The organism is Saccharothrix sp. CCNWYY140 (assembly GCF_037401995.1).
Classification (GTDB): Bacteria; Actinomycetota; Actinomycetes; order Mycobacteriales; family Pseudonocardiaceae; genus Actinosynnema.
Genome location: NZ_JBBEGC010000013.1, coordinates 28,753 through 49,532, shown reverse-complemented (window position 1 = coordinate 49,532; position 20,780 = coordinate 28,753). Strand labels below are relative to the sequence as shown.

Here is a 20,780-nt window from a genome sequence, read left to right as displayed (position 1 = left end):
TGTAGCAAGGTGTGATCAGTTCCAAGTGGAAGATTCCAAGTGGGATGTGTCCCCCCGTGGTGCGTCCGGCGACCCGGGTGCACCACGGGTGACCCCCACACCTACCCCGGCAGTTCCCGGATCTCCATCTCCAGGACGTCGATCTCGTCGCTGATCGCCTCGTCCAGCATCCGGTCGAGCAACGCCGAGCAGTCCGCGGTCCCGACGCCGAACCGCGGGACTTCCTCCCACCACACCGCGGGGTTGTTCCAGAACGAGCCGGACCCCTGGTCCACGCCCTCCAGGCAGCGCAGCCGGGAGTCGTCATCCGGCAGCAGTCGGACGTACTCGATGAACCGCGCGAGCGCGCCGGGGTCGCGGACCGGCACCGCGCCGTAGCCCCGCAGGCAGTCTTCGAGTTCCGCCAGGAACTCCTCTTTGAACGTCACGGTTCACCCCCGGTCCCCCCGCGTCGTTGCGGGTTGAGGGAGACTCACTTCCCCGAGCACCAACGATAACTCGGCAGGGGCACGAGGCGACGCCTGCCAATGGGCGGTATCCGGACACGCTTCGCTAACGTTCGGCGGCGCGGAGGCGAACGGCTCCCAAAGCCACCAGGCCGGCCAGCGTGATCCCCAGCAGCAGCACCGTGGACGCCGACGCCGCGAACACCTGACCGCGGTCGGTCAGCGTGAAGACGCTCACCGGCAGCGTCCGCCAATCGGGCGGGTACAACATGATCGTCGCGCCGACCTCGCCCATCGACAGCGCCAGGCCCAGCGACGCCGACGCCGACATCGCGGGGAGCAGCACGGGCACCTGCACGCGCCACAGCACGCGCAGCGGTGACGCGCCCAGGCTCGCCGCCACCGACGCCAGCAGCGGGTCGACGCGACGCTGCGCCGCCGACACGACGCTGAACGTGAACGGCAGCAGGATGACCAGGTGCGCCACGAGCACGATCCACCGCGTTCCGTTGAGCAGCAACGGCGGCCGGCTGAACGCGACCAGCAGTCCCAGGCCCACGACCACCGACGGGACGGCGAGCGGCAGGTGCGCGGCCCCGTCCAGGACCCGCCGCACCGCGCCGGGCGCGCGGGCCGTGCCCAACGCCAGCCACGTCCCCAGCACCACCGCGACCAGCGCCGCGATGACGGCCGTCTGCGCGCTGACCACGGCACTGGCCACCGCGTCGCCGCGCACCGCGCCCGCCAGGTGCGACCCGGTCACCTCGGACGGCAGCACCCCGTTCCACGACCCTGCCACCGACGCCAGCACGATCATCGTCAACGGCGCCAGCACGACGACCGCGAACAGCACCGCGAACACCGCGATGGCGACCGCCCGACTACGCCGCGTCCACAGCAGCACGGCCCGCTCCCTTCGCGAACACCCACCGGTGCAGCGCGTACAGCGCGCCGGAGAACACCACGTTCACCACCGCCACCACACACGCCGCCGGGTAGTCGAACGTCACGATCGCCTTCGTGTACACCAACATCGGCAACGTGATGACGTCCTTCGCCCCGACGAACAGCACGATCCCGAACTCGTTCATGCACAACAACAACGTCAGGCACGCCCCGGACGCCAACGCCGGCAGCGCGTCCGGAAGCACCACCCGCCGCAACACCCGCCACGGCGAGGCACCCAGGCTCGCGGCCACGTCCAGCTGCGCGCCGGGGATCTGGCTGAACGCCGCCAGCGCCGGCCGCATCACGAACGGCGTGTAGAACGTGATCTCCGCCAGCAGCACGCCCCACGGCGAGTACAGGAAGTCCACCGACCCGTCACCGAGAGCGGCGTTGAGCACCCCGGCGCTGCCGTACAGGAACGTGAACGCCAACGCGATCAGGAACGACGGGAACGCCAGCACCACGTCCACCAGCCGCGACACCGCCCGCACCCCCGGGAACGGCGCGAACGCGATCACCAGCGCCAGGAACACGCCCAGCACCAGGCACCCCGCGGTCGCCGCGAGCGCCAGCAGCGCCGTCCGCACGACCGCCCGCTGGAACTCCGCCGACGCCAGCACGGCCTGCCACGTCTGCAACCCCACCGCGCCGTCGTCGGACACGAACGACTGCCACAGCACCAGCACCAGCGGGTACCCGAAGAACACCCCCAGCACCGCCACCGGCGGCGCCAGCCACACCCACCGCCGCATCACGCCACCCGCACCAGCGGACAACCGTCCGGAATGGACACCTCGACCCTCGACCCGACCGACAGCCCGGCCACGTCGGGCACCTCCGCCCGCAGCCGGTGCCCCAGCTCCAACTCCAGGTCGAGCCGGAACCCGGTCCCCCGCCACTGCACGGCCAGCAGCCGCGCCGCCAACCCCGACCCGGTGTACTCGCGCACGCCCACCCGGTGCGGCCGGACCCCCAGCGCCACCGGCCCGTCCAACCCGTCCGACGACGCCTTCACCGGCACCGCGCCGACCAGCACCGTCTCCCGGTCCACCACCTCGACCGGGAGCAGGTTCGAGGCGCCCAGGAACGACGCCGTGAACGACTCGGCCGGCCGGTGGTACAGCGACGCGGTCGGCCCCACCTCGACCAGCCGCGCGTCCCGCATCACCGCGATCCGGTCGGCCAGCGCGAGCGCCTCGCCCTGGTCGTGGGTCACGTACACGACGGCGGTGTCGGGCAGTTCGGCCCGCAGCCGCAGCAGTTCGGCGACCATCTCCTCGCGCAGGGCCGCATCCAGCGCCGACAGCGGCTCGTCCAGCAGCAGCACGGGCGGCCGGATCGCCAACGCCCGCGCGATGGCCACCCGCTGCTGCTGGCCGCCGGAGAGCTGGCGCGGGTACCGGTCGGCGAACCCGGCCATGCCCACCAGGTCCAGCACCTCGGCGACCCGGGCCGCGACCTCCCGGCGCGGCACCCGGCGGGCGTGCAGCCCGAAGGCCACGTTGTCGTGCACCTTCATGTGCGGGAACAACGCGTAGCTCTGCACCACGACCCCGAGCCCGCGCCGGTTCGGCGGGGTGTCGGTGACATCGCGACCGCCCAGCAGCACCCGTCCGGCGGTGGGGCGCAGGAACCCGGCGATCGCCTTGAGCGCGGTGGACTTGCCCGACCCGGACGGGCCGAGCAGCGCCAGGGTCTCCCCCGGCGCCACGGACAGGTCCAGGCCGTGCAGCGCGACCGTCCGTCCGAAGTGGACGGACACGTCCCGCAGCTCGACGGCCGGCGTCATCGCCCGACGGCCTTGGTGTACGCGGCGATGTCGGCGTCCAGGGTCGCGACGACGGCCGTCCAGTCCGGCTGCCACACCTCGACACCGGCCAGCAGCTCGGACACGCGACCCTCGGCGGGCACGTCGGAGCGGGTCGACTGGCCCAGCGCCTCGGTCGGGATGGTCTTCTGCACCTCGGCCGACACGAGGAAGTCCAGGAACTTCTTGCCGTTGTCGGCGTGCGGCGCGCCGGCGGCCAGCCCGGCGAAGTAGGGGATGGCGAACGTCGAGCGCACGCCCTTGTCGTCGGCCGGGAAGAAGATCTCGAACTCGGACTTGTCGTCGCGGATCGAGGCCAGGTTCATCTGCACGTCGCCGTTGGCCACGAAGATCTCGCCCTTGGACACCTTGGGCTGGAGCTTGCCGGTCGAGGAGGACGGGCCGACGTTGTTGGCCTCCAGTTTCGCCAGGTAGTCCAGCGCGCCCTGGTCGCCGTAGACGTGCTTGAGCTGCAACAGGACCGCGGTGCCGTCACCGGCCTGGCCGGGCGTGGAGTACTGGAGCTTGCCCTTGAAGCGCGGGTCCAGCAGGTCCTGCCAGCTCTTCGGCGCGGGCTGGGCGAACTTCGGGTTGTAGATGAAGTTCAGGTAGTTGTTGACGACGGCGGTGTACTGGCCGGTCTTGTTCGCCACCTTGTCGGCGTCGGCGGGCGCGTAGTCGGCGAGCAGTCCGGCCTTGGCGGCGCGCTGGATGAACGGCGGCAGCGTCACCAGGACGTCGGCCTGCGGGTTGGCCTTCTCCCGCTCGGCGCGGGTGACCACCTCGCCCGAGCCGCTCTCCACGAGCTGGACGGTGATGCCGGTCTTGGCCTTGAACTCCTCGGCGCGCTTGCCGTACCAGCTCGCCAGGCCGTCGACGGTGTACACGGTGACGGTCTGGTCGGCGGGGGCGCCGCCGCCCGCGGTGCCGCCGCAGGCGGCGGTGAGCAGCAGGAGTCCGACGACGAGAACCTTGCGCAGCATGGCTTTCTTACCCTTCGAGGACGGCGGGGAGGTCGCGGATCGAGTCGAGGACGTGGGTCGCGCCCGCGCCGGCCAGGTCGGCGCGGGAACCGGCCCCGGTGAGCACGCCCGCCACCACGCGGGCGCCCGCACGCAAGCCGGAGAGCACGTCGGAGGGCGTGTCGCCGACGACCGCCACCTCGCGGACGTCGGGGAGGCCGAGCCCGAGCACGGCGGCGAGCACCATGTCCGGGTACGGCCGGCCCCGACCGGCCTCGGCCGGGGTGGTGGTGAAGTCGGCCAGGTCGGTCCAGCCGAGCGCGGCGAGGATCTGCCGCTGCGTGGTGCGGGAGAAACCGGTGGTGAAGGCGACCTTCACGCCCCTCGAACGAAGGTCGCTGATGGTTTCGACAGCACCGGGCACCGGCGTGCAGTGGCCATCGGCGACGAGGCCCGCGTAGGCCTCCTCGAAGGCCGTGTTGGCCCGCTGCGCCAGGGTTTCGTCGTGCAGGAGGTCGCGGAAGACCGTGATCTTGGACTGCCCCATCGTGGCGCGGACGTGGTCCACCATCGCGGGGGTCGCGTCGGGCAGCGCGGCGTGGAAGGCGCGCTCCACCAGCCCGTCGTCCAGCACGGTCGTGCCGGCCATGTCGAGCACCGCCAGGGCGATCACAGGCCCACCGCCTCGGCCGTGTCGAACCCGATGGCCGGCGAGCACGTCATCCCGCGCCCGCCGGGTCCGGTCACCAACCACACGCCCGGCTCGACCTCCCGCCGGTGCACGACCTGCGTGGTGTCGCGGCACTGGGCGTAGACACCGGCCCAGCGGCGGGCGATCCGCGGCAGGGGGCGGCCCAGGAGGGTTTCCGCGACCTCGGTCAGGTGCCGGTACGGCTCGTCCTCGGTGTCGAACGGGAACGGCTCGGCGTAGGCGTGGGTGTCGCCGATGGTCAGCCCGCCGTCCGCGCGCTGCACCACCAGCAGCTGCATGGCGTGGTCGCGGGCGACCTCGGGCTGGGGCTGCTCGCGGTTGAGCGCGTCCAGCGCGGTGCCCTGGTAGGCGGGGTAGTAGCGGAAGCTGTCGCCATCGGCCACGGATGTCGTGAGCGCCTCGCCCAGCGGCTCGGTCTGCATCATCTGGAGGCGGACGCGCCGCACCGGGACGTCCCCGGCCAGCTCACGGACCAGCCCGCCCAGCCACGCACCCGTGCACAGCACGACCACGTCCCCGCGGTGCTCGTCGCCCCGGTCGTCGACCACCTTGCCCTGGGCGACACTCCGCACTTCGCGACCGGGCAGCCAGGTGTACCGGCCGGAGGCCTCCAGGGCCGCGCGCAACGCCGGCTGGGCGACCCTCGGCTCCACCGCCGCGTCCCGGTCGCACCAGAGCGCACCGAGCATGTCCCCGCGCAGGGCGGGGTTCAGCTGTCGGGCCTCTGCGGCGTCGAGCAGCTTCAGCCCGCGTTCGGCGGCGTCGTCCCGAGCGACGGTCTGCTCGGCGACGGCCACCTCCAACGGCGTCCGCAACACGGTCAGCGACCCGTTGGCGCGGAACCCCAGTCCGGGCACCCGCTCCCCGATCCGCTCCCAGAGCGCACGGGCGCGCAGCGCGGTGTCCAACTCCTCCCCCGCCGCGCGCCCGCCGACCCAGACCAGGCCGAAGTTGCGCACCGAGGCTCCCCGGGCCTCGGGTTCCCGTTCCAGCTGGACCACTTCGTGACCGCGTTCGACGGCCTGCCAGGCGTGCATGGTCCCGAGCACGCCGCCACCAACGATGAGCACTCGCACGGCGGGAACGGTGCGTTGTCGCAGCGAACCGGCCATGTCTGCTCAGGAACGCGCAGATGAACTCCACATGTGGACTAGATGAGTTACCGGTCCGTTACCTACTGGGCGGTCGGGTGAACTCCATGACCCAGTTCGACTCCCAGGTCAGCCCGCCGTCGGCGGAGAACTCCTGCTCCCAGCGCGCCGACGTGGGCGTGATGTCCGACCAGATGAAGTGCGCCTTGATCGGCTTGCCCTCGTGCTCGTCGTCGCCGTAGAAGTCGCCCCGGCCGTTCGCGAAGGTGCCCACAACCGGCGGGAAGAGCACGCCGGTGCGGCTGTTGGCCCAGTAGATCGACCACTCCCGGCGTTCGACGTCGAACAGGCGGAGGGTGTAGCCCCGGCTGCCCAGGGTCGGGAAGACGATCTCCTCGGTGGTGCCACCACCGCCGAAGATGCTCGCGCACGTCGTCGTGCCCGGGAACTCCTCCCAGTCGTCGCTGCCGGCGAACAGCGTCTTGAGGCGCCGGTTGGTCACGTTCCACGTGCCGATGAAGAAGTCGAAGTCGTTCATGGGGACCATCCTCGAAGCCCACCCCTGACACCTTCTGTCAGTGGTGCCGCGCATACTTCGACGGGTGCGCGCGAGCCGACTCCTGTCCCTGGTCCTGCTGCTCCAGGACCGCGGCCTGCTGAGCGCGAACACCCTGGCCGGGGAGCTGGGGGTGACCGCGCGGACCGTCTACCGGGACGTCGAGGCGCTGTCGGCGGCGGGCGTGCCGATCTACGCCGAACCCGGCCCCACCGGCGGCTACCGCCTGCTCGACGGCTACCGCACCCGGCTGACCGGCCTGACCGCGCAGGAGGCCGAGTCGCTGTTCCTGACCGGGCTCCCCCAACCCGCCGCCGAACTGGGCCTGGGCGCGCAGGTCGCCGCCGCCGAACTGAAGCTGAGGGCGGCCCTGCCCACGCCCTACCGCGAGGCCTCGACCCGCATCCGCCACCGGTTCCACCTCGACACCCCGGGCTGGTACCGCAAACCCGACGACGTGCCGCACCTGATGACCGTCGCCGAGGCGCTGTGGCAGGACCGCGCGGTCGAAGTCGACTACCGGCGTTGGAACCCCGAACCCGGCGTGGTCACCCGCCGCCTGCACCCGCTCGGGCTCGTCCTCAAAGCCGGCGTCTGGTACCTGGTCGCCGCGAAGGGCGATCAGACGCGCACCTACCGGGTCTCGTCGATCGAGGACGCCCGTCCCCTACCGGACACCTTCACCCGCCCGGACGGCTTCGACCTGGCCCGCTACTGGCGTGACCAGGTCGAACGCTACGAACAGGCGGACAACACCAGCGTCGCCACGGTCCGCCTCTCCCCGGAAGGCGTCACCGCACTCCCCGACGTCCTCGGCCCGCGAGCCGCCGACCTGGCCACCCGCACGCTCTCCGCGCCGGACCCGACCGGCTGGTGCACCGCGGAGATCCCGTTGGAGAACATCGCCCACGCCACCGCCGGCCTGCTCCGACTGGGCACCCAGGTCCAGGTCCTCGCCCCGCCGACCCTGGTCGCCCACATGACCGAGACCGTCCACGCGATGGCGCGGCTCTACCCGGTCAGCGACCCTCGGCCCGCAGCCGGGCCACGAAGCTGAACCGGTCGCCCCGGTACAGCGAGCGGACACGTTCGATCGGCACGCCATCGTTGTCATGCGACACGCGGTGCAGCAGCAGCATCGGCAACGCCGGGTTCGTGCCGATCAGCAGCGCTTCCCGGGGCGTGGCCAACACGGTCTCCACCCGCTCCTCGGCCTCGGCGAACACCACGCCCAGCCGGTTGGTCAGGCACGCGTACAACGACGTCGTCGGGTCGAACACCTCCAACAACGTCGGGAACCGCGCCTCCGGCAGGTACGTCGACTCCAGCCCGACCCGCTCGTCGTCGGCCAGCAGCACGCGCTCCAGGTGCACCACCTGGTCCCCGCGCTCGATGCGCAAGTCGCGCGCCAGCACGTCGTCCGCCGGCAGGTGCTCGACGGTGATCACGCTGCGCGCGGGGTCCACGCCCTGCCGCCGCATCCCCTCGGTGTAGCTGACCAGCGACAACGGCTGCACCAGCTTGGGCGGGGCCACGTACGTCCCCGACCCCTGCCGCCGCTGGAGCTTGCCCTCCAGCACCAGCTCGCCCACCGCCTGCCGCAACGTCACCCGGGACACCGAGTAGCGCTCGGCCAACTCCCGCTCCGACGGCAGCGCCGTACCCTCCCCCAGCGCTTCGATGAGCCACAGCAGCTCGGTCTTCACCGCGTAGTAGCGCGGGATCCGACCGTGCTCGGGGATACCGGCGCGGACGGGTCCGTCCGCTCGGTACTGGGGCGCGAAATGCGAAGCAGGCACCCGGCGAGCCTACGACCTCGAACCCGCCGGTCAGACCGCTATCGGAGTGGGTCGCACGTCACGGGGTGATCTTGGGCGGCTCCGGGATGGCGTAACCGGACTCCCCCACGTTGGCCTCCAGCGACCTGCGCCACTCGCCGGTGTCCATCATCTTCTGGACGGCCGCAGCCACCTTCGCCTTCCCGGCCGCGTCCCCACGCCGGATCCCGATCCCGTACTTCTCCTCGCTGAACGGCTTCCCGACCACCCGCAGCAGCTCGGGGTTCTGCGCGGCGTACCCGGCGAGGATCACGTCGTCGGTCGTGAGCGCGTCCACCTGCTCGGCCAGCAGGGCGGTGACGCAGTCGCTGAAGTTCGGGTAGTTCACCAGTTCCACGGACTGCGCGAACTGGTCTTTCACGTACTGCGCGGAGGTCGTGTTCTCCACCGAGCACAGCCGGATCCCGGCGCTCAACGACTCCGGACCGGTGATCCGCGTGTCGGACAACCGAACCAGGAGGTCCTGCCCGGCGATGAAGTAAGGCCCGACGAAGTCGATCACCTCCTTGCGCTTCTCGGTGATCGAGTAGCTGGACACGACAAGGTCGACAGTGCCCTCGGTCAGCAGCTTCTCCCGCTGCGACGGCGTGGCCTCGACAAAATTGATCTTCGACTCGTCCGCCCCCAACTCCTTGGCGACATACCGGGCAACGTCGACGTCGAACCCCTTGTAGACGCCATCGAGCCGACGCACACCAAGACCGGGCTGGTCGTAGGCAACGGCGATGGTCAACTTGTTGGCCGTCGCCTTGCCGACGAGCGTGGTGTCGTCGCCGGCGGAGCACGAGACCAGGACCAGGGCGGCGGAGCACGCCAGGGTGAGGGCGCGCAGCGGTGCCAGTGCCATTCTTCCCCTTTTCGGGTCCTCGAAAGATGTCGGAAACCTAAGCGGCGAAAGGTTTTCGGTCCAGGGTCGGGAGGAAGATAGACCGGGGTGGATCGGTCAAGGGTGACGGTTGCGTATCGACCTTGTGATCCCTGTAACGCCGGCGGTCAATTTTTCACCGCTGCACGCCACAACTTGCCACCATCCACCCAGGCAGACACACAGCCCACCCCCACCCTCCGCCCCAACAGCACGCCTTCCGCGCCGGTGGCATGCTCGCTTCGCGCCGAAGGCGCGAGCCGAAGCGGCTAGCGCCCACGGGAAGGGCCTCGGTTTCTTTCCCCGTCCGGCCTGGGCGAAGCCCAACCACGCTTGGTCCGTTTGTGCAACCACGCTTTACCGGTTGCTCAAACGGGCCAAGTGTGGTTGCCTCCGGCAGGCCGGACGGGGAAAGAAACCGACGCACTTCCCTCCCCGGGGGCCTGCCGCGCGGCGAGCGCCGCTTTTGTTTTTAAGAGCGCGAAGCGCGTTCGAGCTTGCGAGCGCGAAGCGCGTCCCGTTCAGACCCGCGAAGCGTGGGCTTGAGGAAGCGAAGCGCCACTCTAAAGATTAAAAGAGCCTCGCCGGCGGGCAGGCCGCCAAGGATGGACGGAAAAACAAGGGCGGGGGCTTCTTCCGTCATCCCCGTATGGCCTGGCAAAGCCAACCACACTTTCCAGGGGTTGCCGCTAAAAATTTTGCTCGTCCCTCACAAAATTTTCGGCTGCAACCCCTGGAAAGTGTGGTAGCCCTTCGGGCAGGCCATACGGGGATGACGGAAGAAGCCCAGGTAGGAGGTCTGCTGCGCGAGCTACGTGAAAAGCGCGCCCTGCGGGCGGGAAGGCGTGCGGTGGGTTGTGGTGTGCGGGTTGGCTAGCGTGTGCCGCCTGGGGAGCGTAGGCGGCGAGGGCCGGTGTCGTGGCGGGATGGGGGTGGGCCCAGGGTGAGGCGGGCGCTGGTTACGTATGCGCCGGCTGCGCTTGCCAGGACGGGTTCCAAGGCCAGTTCTCGGACCTCTGGCAGGTCTTCCGCCAGTGCCGCCAAGCGCAGGACGAGTTCCTCCAACGCCGGCAGGTCTGCCGATTCCCCGCCCCGATAACCCGCCAACAACGGAGCTGCCTTGGGAGCGCGGACCAGGGCGTGGGCGTCGGTTTCCGTCAAAGGGACCGCTCTGTACGCGCGGTCGCCCAGGAGGTCGCTGACCAAGCCCGACAGGCCGAAGGAAACCAAGGTGCCGAAGGACGGGTCGTCTTGTAGGCCCACCACGCACGAAATGCCCTTGGGGGCCATGCGTTGGACATACACGTCCGGCCGTTCGGACACCTCCGCCAGCATGTCGTACGCCGAGCGCACGGCGTCCTCGCCGGTCAGGTCCAGGCGGACGCCTACCAGGTCGGTTCGGTGGCGCAGGCGTTCGTCGACGGACTTCATGGCCACCGGGTAGCCCAGCTCGACCGCCGCCGCCACAGCCTCGTCTGCCGACGACACCACCCGGAACGGCACCAGCTCGACGCCGTAGCACGCGAGCAGGCGGACGGCGGTCTCGTCGTCGACGCGACGTTCTTCGGACAGGTGCAGGGAGTCGACCAAAGCCTGTGCGGCCTCGGCGTCGATACCCTCGGGACGGACGAAGTGGCCCTGGGGCGAGGAGCGCCATCTCGCGTAGCGGGTTGCGCGGGCGAGGGCGAGCACCGCGCGTTCTGGGCTGGGGTAGGACGGCACCGATCCCCGGCCGGGGGCACCGTCGGGGCCGGGCACGGCCAGTTCGTCCGGGACGCCCTCCACCGCGAGGAACGTCGAGACGATCGGCTTGGTGCCCGCGACGTCCCTCAGTGCCCTGGCGAACGCCGTCCCGGGCACGGCCAGCGGGGGCACGAAGACGACCACCAAGGCGTCGGTGTCGGGGTTGGCCAGCGCGTCCTGCACGGCCTTGGCGAACACCTCCGGGTCGGCCTGCGCGCCTACGTCCACGGGTGGGCCGGCCAGTTCCAGGCCCTGGGCCAGGGCGGTGTCCGCTGCCAGGAGGCCGATCGCCGTCGAGTTGCCGACGACCGACACGCGTGGGCCGGCGGGCAGGGGCTGGTGGGCCAGTAGCAGGGCCGTGTCGAACAACTGGGCCAGGGACTCCACGCGGATCACGCCAGCCTGTTCGAACAGTGCCTGCACGCTCGACTCGTCCACTTGCACGCCCGTCGCCGCGAGCGCAGGGGTCACGGCGTGCCGGCCGGACTTCACCGCCACGATCGGCTTCGTGCGCCCGAGCCGCCGGGCCAGGCGCGCGAACTTGCGCGGGTTGCCGAAGGACTCCAGGTACAGCAGCACCACGTCCGTCGCCGGGTCGGTCTCCCAGTACTGGAGGAGGTCGTTGCCGGACACGTCGGCCCGGTTGCCCGCCGACACGAACGTCGACAGGCCCAGACCGCGTTCGGCCGCCGCCGCCAGGATCGCCGTGCCCAGGGCACCGGACTGGCAGAAGAACCCGGTCCGGCCCCGGCCGGGGAGCTTGGGCGCGAGGGTGGCGTTCAGGCGGACCGAAGAATCAGTGTTGAGCACGCCCAAGGCGTTCGGGCCGACCACGCGCATCCCGTGCGCCCGTGCCTCGGCGGCCAAGCGGCGTTCCGCGCTCAGCCCGCCCGGACCGGTCTCGCCGAACCCGGACGTCACCACGACCAGCGCCTTCACGCCCTTGGCCAGGCAGGCGTCCATGACGTCGTCCACGCCCGCCGCGGGCACCGCCACGACCGCGAGGTCCACGTCGTCGGGGATCTCCAGCACCGACGGGTACGCCCTCACCCCGCGCACCGACCGGTGCTCGGCGTTGACCGGGTAGACCGGGCCGTGGAAGACGCCCTCCAGCAGGTTCGCCAGCACCGCGTGACCGATCTTGGTCGGGTCGGTCGACGCGCCGATCACGGCCACCGACCTCGGGTGCAGCAGGTTGTGCACGCTGCGCGCCTCGGCGGCCTGCTCCCGCGCCCGTGCCACGGCCACCGACTCCTCGGTCGGGTCGATGTCGAACTCGAGGTGCAACGCGCCCTCCTCGAACGCGCGGCTGACCTTGTAACCGGCGTCCCGGAACACCCGCACCATCTGGCCGTTCTCGGCGAGCACCTCGGCGGTGAACCGGCTGAGGCCGCGCTCGCGGGCTGCCGCCGCCAGGTGCTCCAACAGGATCGACCCGAGGCCCCGGCCCTGGTGCTCGTCCTCGACGACGAACGCCACCTCGGCGCTGCCCCCGCCGCCGAGCCGGTCGTAGCGGCCCACGGCCACGATGTCGTCACCCAGGAGCGCGACGAACGCCACCCGATCGGCGTGGTCGACGGTGGTGAACCGCTCGACGTCCCGCTTCGGCATCCGCGGGTACGGCCCGAAGTAGCGGAAGTACCGGGTGCGCTCGGAGAGCCTGCCGTGGAAGGCGAGCAGCTTCTCGGCGTCGTCGGGGGTGATCGGGCGCAGGTGGACGGTGCCGCCGTCGCTCAGGACGACGTCGGCCTCCCAGGTCCGGGGGTAGTCGTACGGGTCCACCGTCAGTCCCTCGGGTCGTCGGGGTCCAGGCCGTGCAGCGGGAACACCGCGCGGCGCGTCTCGCGGACGGCGGCGTCCAGCGGGGTGTCCGCGTCGCCGCCCCACGGCTCGAACGCCACGTCCGCGTCGTCGGACATGGTGGAGGGCAGCGGCCAGTTCGGGGCGCGCTTGGCGGTGTCGGCGACCCAGTCGGCGGGCAGCGGGGTCGCCGGGTCGACGTCCCGGTCCAGCGCGGTGGCCAGCAGGTGCGTCCACGACCGGGGGACGACCCGGACGAGTTCGTACCCGCCGCCGCCCAGCGCGAGCCAGTGGCCGCCGGCGACCTCCTCGGCCAGGTCGCGGAAGGTCCGGTAGATGGCGCGGTGCCCGTCGACGGACAGCGCCAGGTCGGCCAGCGGGTCCTCGCGGTGGGTGTCCACGCCGCACTGGGTGACCAGGATCTGCGGCCGGAAACTCCGCAGCAGCGCCGGCACCACGGCGTGGAAGGCGCGCAGCCAGCCCGGGTCGCGGGTGCCCGGCGGCAGCGCGAGGTTGACGGCGGTGCCCTCCGCGCCCGGTCCGCCCAGCTCGGAGGGGCGTCCGGTGCCCGGCCACAGGCTGAGCGGGTTCTGGTGCAGGGAGACGGTGAGGACGCGCGGGTCGTCGTAGAACGCGTCCTGGACGCCGTCGCCGTGGTGGACGTCGGAGTCGATGTAGGCGATGCGGTCGAACCCGTTGTCCAGCAGCCACGAGATGGCGACCGAGCAGTCGTTGTAGACGCAGAACCCGGCGGCGTGGTCGCGCATGGCGTGGTGCAGCCCGCCCGCGATGTTCACCGCCCGCTTGGCCCGCCCGGCGGCGATCTCCCTCGCCGCCGCCAGCGAACCGCCCACGACCAGCGCGGACGCCTCGTGCATCCGCTCGAAGACCGGGTTGTCGGCGGTGCCCAGGCCGTGGCCGACGTCCCACGCGGCCATCGGCGCGGCCTGCACGGCGGACAGGTAGGACGGCTCGTGGACGCGCTCGATCTCGGCGTCGGTCGCGGGCTGCGGGACGATCGGTTCGACGCCGTCGAGGACGCCCAGTGACCGTGCCAGACGCATGGTCAGGTCCAGCCGGACCGGGTTCAACGGGTGGTCGCCGCCGAGGTCGTAGGCGAGGAAGGACTCGTCCCACACGACGGCAGCGTTGACCTGTTCGGCGCCCATGAACGGCAACCTAACCCACGGAGCGGATCTCCAGGTCCTAGAGTCTGCCGCGACGAGCAGGGGCGGAATGCGGCCATCGAAGGTGGAACCCCGCGCGTCGGAACGGGGTCAGACAGGAATGCGACGCTCCACCACCCTCACGGCCACGCTGGCGCTGGCCCTCGTGTTCGGCCTCTCCGCGTGCGCCACGACGGTCACCGGCTCCGCGAAGCCGGCCGCGGGCGGGACGAGCGCCGGCAAGACCACGTCCGGCAAGCCCAGCACGACCAAGTCCTCCACCAGCGGCAAGAAGACCGCCGAGAGCACCACCGCGACCAAGCCGGGCAGCTCGGGCGGCAACCTCAAGATCGGCACCCGCAAGAAGTCCGAGGGCTACGACAGCTGCGAGCTGCTCACGCCCGAGGAGGTCGCGGCGGCCGTGGGCGCGAAGAAGCCCGGTGACAAGGGGTGCGTGCAGAGCACCGAGGAGCCGTTCACCCTCGTGCTGTTCCGCGTCGGGTTCGACTTCCACGAGGGCGAGGCGCGCGAGTTCGAGGTCGGCGGCAACACCGCGTACGAGGTGCAGGAGGACGGCTCCTGCACCGTCGTCGTCGTGCTGGACGAGCCCCAGACCGCCGGGCTGATCCCCGCCTTCACCGCGAACGTGACGCCGTTCGACGAGGGCGGCAACCCGTGCGACGCCGCCCTGAAGCTCGCGGAGAAGGGCTTCGAGAAGATCCCCAACGCCTAGGGGTTCGGCCCGGTCGCCAAGGGGCGGGACGGGTCGACGCACCAGTGCGACCACGACCCGGCGTACAGCTCAGCCGGACGATCCGGGCTCGTCACACCGGCCGCTTCCAGGGCCAGCACGACCGAGGACGCGGTCACGCCCGACCCGCAGTAAGCGCCCACGCGCACGCCGTCGCGCACGCCCAGCGCCTGGAACCGCTCCGCCAGCGCCGCCGCGCCACGCCAACGGCCGTCGTCGTCGACGTGCTCGGTGGACGGGGCGTTGTGCGCGCCCGGGATGTGACCCGCGCGCGGGTCCACCGGCTCGGTCTCGCCCCGGTAGCGCGCGGCGGCGCGGGCGTCGAGCAGGACGCCCTCGCGGGCCAGGGTCGCGGCCTCGTCGGCGTCCACCACCGGCATCGCGCCGGGCTCGACCACGATGTCACCCTCGGTGGCCGTCGGGACCTCCGCCGTCACCGGCCGGCCCTCCGCGACCCACGCCGCGAACCCGCCGTCCAGCACGGCCACCTCGCGGTGCCCGGACCACCGCAGCAGCCACCACAAACGGGCCGCGACCGAGCCGTCACCGCCGTCGTACGCCACGACCGGGTGACCTTGGGAGATCCCGATCGAGCGAAGCACGCGCTGCAAGTCGGCGGGGTCGGGCAGCGGGTGCCGCCCGCCGGCGCCGGGCGCGGCGGACAGGTCGGTGTCCAGGTCGAGGAAGTGCGCGCCGGGCAGGTGCCCGACCTCGTAGTCTTGGCGTCCGGGAGGTCCGCCCAGCCGCCAGCGGACGTCCACCACGACGGGGCCGGCCGCGTCGGCGAGCGCGGACGCCAGGGCTTCGGTGCTGATCAATGGATGCACGGCACCATCCTGCACCTTTCACCGGGCGACTAGCATTGGCACCATACGAAGGGGAGCGGGTGTGAACGACCTCATCGACACCACGGAGATGTACCTCCGCACGATCTACGAGCTCGAAGAAGAGGGCGTCGTGCCTCTGCGCGCCCGCATCGCCGAGCGGCTCGGCCAGAGCGGTCCCACGGTGAGCCAGACCGTGGGGCGGATGGAGCGCGACGGCCTGGTGGTCGTCGCCGACGACCGCCACCTGGAGCTGACCGAGCAAGGGCGCAACCTGGCCATCGCGGTCATGCGCAAGCACCGGCTCGCCGAACGCCTCCTGGTCGACATCATCGGCCTGGAGTGGGAGCACGTGCACAGCGAGGCGTGCCGCTGGGAGCACGTCATGAGCGAGGCCGTCGAGCGCAAGCTGGTCAAGCTCCTGGGCAACCCCACCACCTCCCCCTACGGCAACCCCATCCCCGGCTTGGACAAGCTGGGCGACGGCGAGCCCGCCCCGCCGGCGGAGGCCGACCTGGTCCGCGTGGACGAGGTGGCCCGGCGCGGCGGCGGTCGCGTCGAGGTGCGGCGGATCGCCGAGCACGTGCAGCTCGACCCGGACCTGATGGCCGAGCTGAAGGCGGCGGGCGTCGTGCCGGGCGGCACGGTGGACGTCGAATCGATGGGCGGGGCGAAGGTGGTGCAGGTCCGCGGCAACGGCACGACGGCCGAGCTCGACCCGTCGGTCGCGCACGCGGTCCTGGTGCAGGCGAGGTGAGCCTGGGGCAGGAGGGGCAGGCACGGCGGGCCGCGGCGGCGTTCGGCCGCCTGCACGGCACCGCACCGCACGGCGTGTGGTCGGCGCCCGGTCGGGTCAACCTGATCGGCGAGCACACCGACTACAACGACGGGTTCGTGCTGCCCTTCGCCCTGCCCCACCGCACGGCCGTGGCGGCGGCGCCGCGCGCCGACGGCCTGCTGACCGTGGCGACCCTCGGCGACGACGGCGGCGTGCAGCGCGCCGAGCCGGTGGCGGTCGCGGCCCTGGAACCCGGCGTCGTGACCGGGTGGCCCGCGTACGTGGCCGGGGTGGCGTGGGTGCTGCGCGACGAAGGCGTGTCGTCCGGCGCGGACCTCGTCGTCGCGGGTGACGTGCCCGCCGGCGCCGGGTTGTCGTCGTCGCACGCGCTGGAGTGCGCGGTCGCCCTGGCCCTGCTGGGGCTGGCCGGGGTGCCCGAGGACCGGCCCGCGATCGCCCGCTGGGTGCAGCGGGCGGAGAACCACTTCGTCGGCGCGCCGACCGGTCTGCTGGACCAGACCGCGTCGCTGCTGTGCACCGAGTCGAACGTGCTGTTCCTGGACGTGCGCTCGGGCAAGGCCGAGCAGGTGCCCTTCGACGCGGCGGCGTCCGGGCTGGAAGTGCTGGTCGTGGACACCCGCGCGCACCACTCGAACCTCGACGGCGGCTACGGCGCGCGGCGGGCGGGGTGCGAGGAGGCGGCGGCGCTGCTGGGCGTCCCGGCGCTGCGGGACGTGGACCTCGCCGAACTGGACGGGGTGTCGGACCGGCTGCCCGAGCGGCTGCGGCCGTTGGTGCGGCACGTGGTGACGGAGAACGAGCGCGTGCTGCGCTCGGTGGACTTGCTGCGCGCGGAGGACCTGGCGGGCCTGGGGCCGCTGCTGACCGCGTCGCACGAGAGCCTGCGCGACGACTACCGGGTGTCCTGCCTGGAACTGGACGTCGCGGTGGACGCTGCCCTGGCCGCGGGCGCGCTGGGCGCGCGCATGGTCGGCGGCGGGTTCGGCGGGTCGGCGATCGCGCTGACGCCCGTCGACCGGCACGACGAGGTGGTGCGGGAGGTGCTCGCGGCGTTCGCGCGGCGCGGCCTGGCCACCCCGAGGACCTTCACGGCCGTGCCCTCGGCGGGCGCGGGGCGCGACGAATAAGAGGAAAGCGGGGATCACGGTGAAGCTGCTCGTGACGGGCGGTGCTGGGTACGTCGGCAGCGTGTGCGCGGCTCGACTGGTCGAGGCGGGACACGAGGTGGTCGTGCTCGACGACCTGTCGACCGGGCACGCCGACGCGGTCCCCGACGGGGTCCGGCTCATCGCGGCCGACATCAACGACGTCATCGACGAGGTCCTGGCCGAGGGCTACGACGGCGTGCTGCACTTCGCGGCCAAGTCGCTGGTCGGCGAGTCCATGCAGGACCCGGCGAAGTACTGGCACGGCAACGTCGGCACCGCGCTCAAGCTGCTGGACGCGATGCTGGTGCACGGCACCCCGCGCCTGGTGTTCTCCTCGACGGCGGCCTGCTACGGCGAGCCCGACGAGGTGCCGATCCTGGAGACCGCGCCGACCCGGCCGACCAACACCTACGGCGCGACCAAGCTCGCCATCGACCACGCCATCACCGGGTACGCGGCGGCGCACGGCCTGGCGGCGGTGTCGCTGCGGTACTTCAACGTGGCCGGCGCGTACGGGCGGTTCGGCGAGCGGCACGCCACCGAGACGCACCTGATCCCGATCGTGCTCCAGGTCGCGTCCGGCACGCGGGAGAAGGTCGCCATGTACGGCGACGACTACCCGACCGAGGACGGCACCTGCGTGCGCGACTACATCCACGTGGTCGACCTGGCCGACGCGCACGTCAAGGCCATCGGCGCGGCCACGGCGGGCGAGCACCGGATCTACAACCTGGGCAACGGTTTCGGCTTCACCGTCAAGCAGGTCATCGACGCGTGCCGCTCGGTCACCGGCCACGAGATCCCGGCCGACGTGGCACCGCGCCGCGCGGGTGACCCGGCGGTCCTGGTGGCGTCCAGCGAGAAGGCGCGCACCGAACTGGGCTGGAAGCCCGAGCGGGTCGACCTGGCCGGCATCGTCCGCGACGCGTGGGAGTTCACCCGGTCCCGGTCGCAGGGGGCCTGATGGGCGCGGGGATCTCGGCGGAGGACTTCGCCGACCTGACCGCGTACACCCGGATGCCGAGGATCGGGTCACTGGCCCTGTCCCCCGACGGCACACGCCTGGTCGCCGTGGTGTCGGACTTGGCGGCGGACGGCAAGACCTGGCAGGGCGCGCTGTGGGAACTCGACCCGACCGGCCAACGCCCGGCACGACGACTGACCCGCGGCGCGAAGAGCGAGTCCACACCGGTGTTCGCGCCCTCGGGTGATTTGTTGTTCCTGTCCACGCGCCCGGACCAGGAGGCCAAGTCCGGCAACTCTGGCGGCAGTGGCGCTGGGGCCGGGGCAGGGGCTGGTGCCGGCGTCGGCAAGGACAAGACCGCGCTGTGGCTGCTGCCCCCGGTCGGCGAGGCCCACGAGCTGTTCCGCCCGGCGGGCGGCGTGGACCGGGTCGTGGTGGCGGGCGAGACGGGCACGCTGCTGCTGACGGCGGGCGCACACCCCGGCGGCGAGTTCGACCGGGACGGCGACCGGCGCAAGGCCCGCGAGGACGCGGGCGTGACGGCGATCCTGCACGAGTCCTACCCGATCCGGTACTGGGACTCCGACCTCGGCCCCGCCTACCCCCGCCTCCTCACCTGCACCCTGCCCGGCTCCACTCCTGCCACCTCGGCCACACCCGCCGGCTCCACGGCCCCCGCCGGCCCCGCCGCAGCCGCCGGCTCCACCGGCACGGCCGGGTCAGCCGCGGCAGCCAGCCCCGCAGCCCCCGCCAGGCCCGCCACAGCGGCCGGTCCCGGCGACTCGGGCGGCGAGCGCATCTCCGCTGCGGACCTGGTCGATCTGACGCCGGACTCCGCCGCCCGCCTGGACGACGCAGCGGTGATCAGCCCGGATGGCCAGTGGGTCGTGCACACCGAGCGGGTCGATGTGAGCGCGTCCTACGGTGCCCGGGTGCGGCTGCGGCTCGCGGCGGCCGACGGGTCGTCCAGCCGGGTCCTGGCCGACCAGGACGGGCACTCGTTCATGCAGGTCGCGTTCCTGCCCGACTCGTCGGGCGTGGTCGCGGTGCGCGCGCTGGACTCCACCGCCGATCGGGTGTGGCGCAACACGCTGGTGCGGATCTCGCTGTCCGGCGAGATCACCGAACTGGCGGCGGAACTCGTCGAGGAGGTCGAGCACCCGGTCGTCGCCCCGGACGGCCGTGCCGTGTACTTCACCGCCGCGCAGCGGGGGCACCAGCCGATCTTCCGGCTGGACCTGGCGACGTCGGAGGTCGTGCGGCTGACCGCGTCCGGCGCGTACAGCGAGGTCATCGTGGGTCGCGACCACGTGTACGCCCTGCGCAGCGCGTGGGACCACCCTCCGCAGCCGGTGCGGCTGGAGTTGGAAGGCGTGGACCAGGAGCCGGTCGCCCTGCCCGCGCCCGGTGCCGTCGAGTCCCTGCCGGGCACGCTGACCGAGGTGTCGACCGTCGTGGAGGACGGCCGGACCGTCCGGGCGTGGCTGGTGCTGCCCGCCGGCTGCTCGGCGGACGACCCCGCGCCGCTGCTGCTCTGGGTGCACGGCGGTCCGATCATGAGCTGGAACGCGTGGAGCTGGCGGTGGAACCCGTGGCTGATGGCCGCGCGGGGCTACGCCGTGCTGCTGCCCGACCCGGCGCTGTCGCTGGGGTACGGGCAGGAGTTCATCCAGGCCGGGTGGGGCAGCTGGGGCGACAAGCCGTACACGGACCTGATGGCGATCACGGACGTCACCGTGCGGCGGCCGGACATCGACGACAGCCGGACCGCCGCGATGGGCGGGTCGTTCGGCGGGTACATGGCGAACTGGATCGCCACGCAGACCGACCGGTTCAAAGCGATCGTGACGCACGCGTCGCTGTGGCACCTGGACGCGTTCACCGGGACCACGGACAGCTCGTACTACTGGATCCGCGAGGTCGGCGACCCGCAGCACGACGCCGAACGGGTCCGCGCGTTTTCACCGCACATGCGGGTGGCCGACATCAAGACCCCGATGCTGGTCATCCACGGCGACAAGGACTACCGCGTCCCGGTCGGCGAGGGCCAGCGGCTGTTCTTCGACCTGGTGCGGCACGGGGTGCCGGCGAAGTTCCTGTACTTCCCGACCGAGAACCACTGGATCCTCACCCCCGGCAACACCAAGGTCTGGTACGAGACGATCTTCGCCTTCCTGGCCGAACACGTCCTCGGCGAACCCTGGAAACGCCCAGACCTGCTCTGACCGCCCCGCTCCCGCTCCGCACCCACTTCGACCGACCCCGAGCGCGTCGCCACCACGCACCCGCCCCACGCACCCGCGAGGGGGACGCGTGGGGCACCTCCGGCCGGGCGCGCGGGGCGGGCATGTGGAGCGGGC

At 72.0% G+C, this 20,780-nt stretch carries 19 protein-coding genes; 6 read left to right on the top strand and 13 right to left on the bottom strand.

All coding sequences use genetic code 11. The features are described 5' to 3' along the window. Window positions 1-101: 101 nt before the first annotated feature. The 8 genes from WBN91_RS10025 to WBN91_RS09990 all read right to left on the bottom strand — a co-directional run bounded on the left by WBN91_RS10025 (window position 102) and on the right by WBN91_RS09990 (window position 6,504). Window positions 102-428 carry a hypothetical protein gene (locus tag WBN91_RS10025; RefSeq protein WP_337726867.1) on the bottom strand — a complete coding sequence of 109 codons (327 nt, stop codon included), beginning with the start codon at window positions 426-428 and terminating at the stop codon, window positions 102-104. A 124-nt stretch (window positions 429-552) separates the two neighbouring features. Next, a complete protein-coding gene (locus WBN91_RS10020) occupies window positions 553-1,350 on the bottom strand; it encodes an ABC transporter permease (protein ID WP_337726868.1) in 798 nt (265 codons plus the stop codon). Further along, complete coding sequence (locus tag WBN91_RS10015) at window positions 1,328-2,146, bottom strand: 2-aminoethylphosphonate ABC transporter permease subunit (protein WP_337726870.1); 819 nt, start codon at window positions 2,144-2,146, stop codon at window positions 1,328-1,330. Before WBN91_RS10015 ends, WBN91_RS10020 begins: the two co-directional genes overlap by 23 nt. Continuing rightward, the gene (locus WBN91_RS10010) at window positions 2,146-3,183 is read right to left on the bottom strand and encodes an ABC transporter ATP-binding protein (RefSeq protein WP_337726871.1); all 1,038 of its coding nucleotides are present in this window, start codon (window positions 3,181-3,183) and stop codon (window positions 2,146-2,148) included. The genes WBN91_RS10015 and WBN91_RS10010 overlap by 1 nt, the downstream gene beginning before the upstream one ends. Continuing rightward, window positions 3,180-4,184 (bottom strand): 2-aminoethylphosphonate ABC transporter substrate-binding protein, encoded by a 1,005-nt coding sequence (locus WBN91_RS10005; RefSeq protein WP_337726872.1) that lies wholly within the window; start codon window positions 4,182-4,184, stop codon window positions 3,180-3,182. The genes WBN91_RS10010 and WBN91_RS10005 overlap by 4 nt, the downstream gene beginning before the upstream one ends. Window positions 4,185-4,191: 7 nt before the next feature. Continuing rightward, the gene (locus WBN91_RS10000; RefSeq protein ID WP_337726873.1) at window positions 4,192-4,836 is read right to left on the bottom strand and encodes a phosphonatase-like hydrolase; all 645 of its coding nucleotides are present in this window, start codon (window positions 4,834-4,836) and stop codon (window positions 4,192-4,194) included. Further along, window positions 4,833-5,951 (bottom strand): TIGR03364 family FAD-dependent oxidoreductase, encoded by a 1,119-nt coding sequence (locus tag WBN91_RS09995; protein WP_337726874.1) that lies wholly within the window; start codon window positions 5,949-5,951, stop codon window positions 4,833-4,835. The genes WBN91_RS10000 and WBN91_RS09995 overlap by 4 nt, the downstream gene beginning before the upstream one ends. 94 nt (window positions 5,952-6,045) lie before the next feature. Continuing rightward, a complete protein-coding gene (locus tag WBN91_RS09990) occupies window positions 6,046-6,504 on the bottom strand; it encodes a hypothetical protein (RefSeq protein WP_337726875.1) in 459 nt (152 codons plus the stop codon). Window positions 6,505-6,568: 64 nt separating this feature from the next. On the opposite strand from WBN91_RS09990, the gene WBN91_RS09985 reads away from it, so the two are divergent. After that, the gene (locus WBN91_RS09985) at window positions 6,569-7,579 is read left to right on the top strand and encodes a helix-turn-helix transcriptional regulator (RefSeq protein ID WP_337726876.1); all 1,011 of its coding nucleotides are present in this window, start codon (window positions 6,569-6,571) and stop codon (window positions 7,577-7,579) included. Here WBN91_RS09985 and WBN91_RS09980 read toward each other — a convergent pair. The 4 genes from WBN91_RS09980 to WBN91_RS09965 all read right to left on the bottom strand — a co-directional run bounded on the left by WBN91_RS09980 (window position 7,542) and on the right by WBN91_RS09965 (window position 13,937). Further along, on the bottom strand, window positions 7,542-8,321 hold the full coding sequence (locus WBN91_RS09980; protein WP_337726877.1) for a GntR family transcriptional regulator: 780 nt from the start codon (window positions 8,319-8,321) through the stop codon (window positions 7,542-7,544). The two genes, WBN91_RS09985 and WBN91_RS09980, sit on opposite strands and share 38 nt — an antisense overlap. Before the next feature lie 58 nt (window positions 8,322-8,379). Then, on the bottom strand, window positions 8,380-9,207 hold the full coding sequence (locus tag WBN91_RS09975; protein WP_337726878.1) for a glutamate ABC transporter substrate-binding protein: 828 nt from the start codon (window positions 9,205-9,207) through the stop codon (window positions 8,380-8,382). Window positions 9,208-10,098: 891 nt separating this feature from the next. After that, the gene (locus tag WBN91_RS09970) at window positions 10,099-12,750 is read right to left on the bottom strand and encodes a bifunctional acetate--CoA ligase family protein/GNAT family N-acetyltransferase (RefSeq protein WP_337726912.1); all 2,652 of its coding nucleotides are present in this window, start codon (window positions 12,748-12,750) and stop codon (window positions 10,099-10,101) included. Between the two features lie 2 nt (window positions 12,751-12,752). Continuing rightward, entirely contained in the window at window positions 12,753-13,937 is a 1,185-nt protein-coding gene (locus tag WBN91_RS09965) for an acetoin utilization protein AcuC (RefSeq protein WP_337726913.1), read from the bottom strand. Between the two features lie 118 nt (window positions 13,938-14,055). On the opposite strand from WBN91_RS09965, the gene WBN91_RS09960 reads away from it, so the two are divergent. Next, window positions 14,056-14,667 carry a hypothetical protein gene (locus tag WBN91_RS09960; protein WP_337726914.1) on the top strand — a complete coding sequence of 204 codons (612 nt, stop codon included), beginning with the start codon at window positions 14,056-14,058 and terminating at the stop codon, window positions 14,665-14,667. On the opposite strand, the gene WBN91_RS09955 is transcribed toward WBN91_RS09960, so the two are convergent. Continuing rightward, window positions 14,664-15,512, bottom strand: a complete 849-nt coding sequence (locus WBN91_RS09955) for a sulfurtransferase (protein ID WP_337726915.1) — start codon at window positions 15,510-15,512, stop codon at window positions 14,664-14,666. The genes WBN91_RS09960 and WBN91_RS09955 overlap by 4 nt on opposite strands. 61 nt (window positions 15,513-15,573) lie before the next feature. On the opposite strand from WBN91_RS09955, the gene WBN91_RS09950 reads away from it, so the two are divergent. From WBN91_RS09950 to WBN91_RS09935, 4 genes are read left to right on the top strand one after another with little or no spacing between them, the layout of a single operon-like run. Then, window positions 15,574-16,266, top strand: a complete 693-nt coding sequence (locus WBN91_RS09950; RefSeq protein ID WP_337726916.1) for a metal-dependent transcriptional regulator — start codon at window positions 15,574-15,576, stop codon at window positions 16,264-16,266. Then, window positions 16,263-17,435 (top strand): galactokinase, encoded by a 1,173-nt coding sequence (gene galK, locus WBN91_RS09945; RefSeq protein ID WP_337726917.1) that lies wholly within the window; start codon window positions 16,263-16,265, stop codon window positions 17,433-17,435. The genes WBN91_RS09950 and galK overlap by 4 nt, the downstream gene beginning before the upstream one ends. Window positions 17,436-17,454: 19 nt before the next feature. Continuing rightward, window positions 17,455-18,420, top strand: coding sequence for a UDP-glucose 4-epimerase GalE (gene galE / locus WBN91_RS09940; RefSeq protein WP_337726918.1), 966 nt, complete (start codon window positions 17,455-17,457; stop codon window positions 18,418-18,420). Continuing rightward, complete coding sequence (locus tag WBN91_RS09935) at window positions 18,420-20,645, top strand: S9 family peptidase (protein WP_337726919.1); 2,226 nt, start codon at window positions 18,420-18,422, stop codon at window positions 20,643-20,645. The genes galE and WBN91_RS09935 overlap by 1 nt, the downstream gene beginning before the upstream one ends. The last annotated feature ends 135 nt before the right edge of the window (window positions 20,646-20,780 follow it).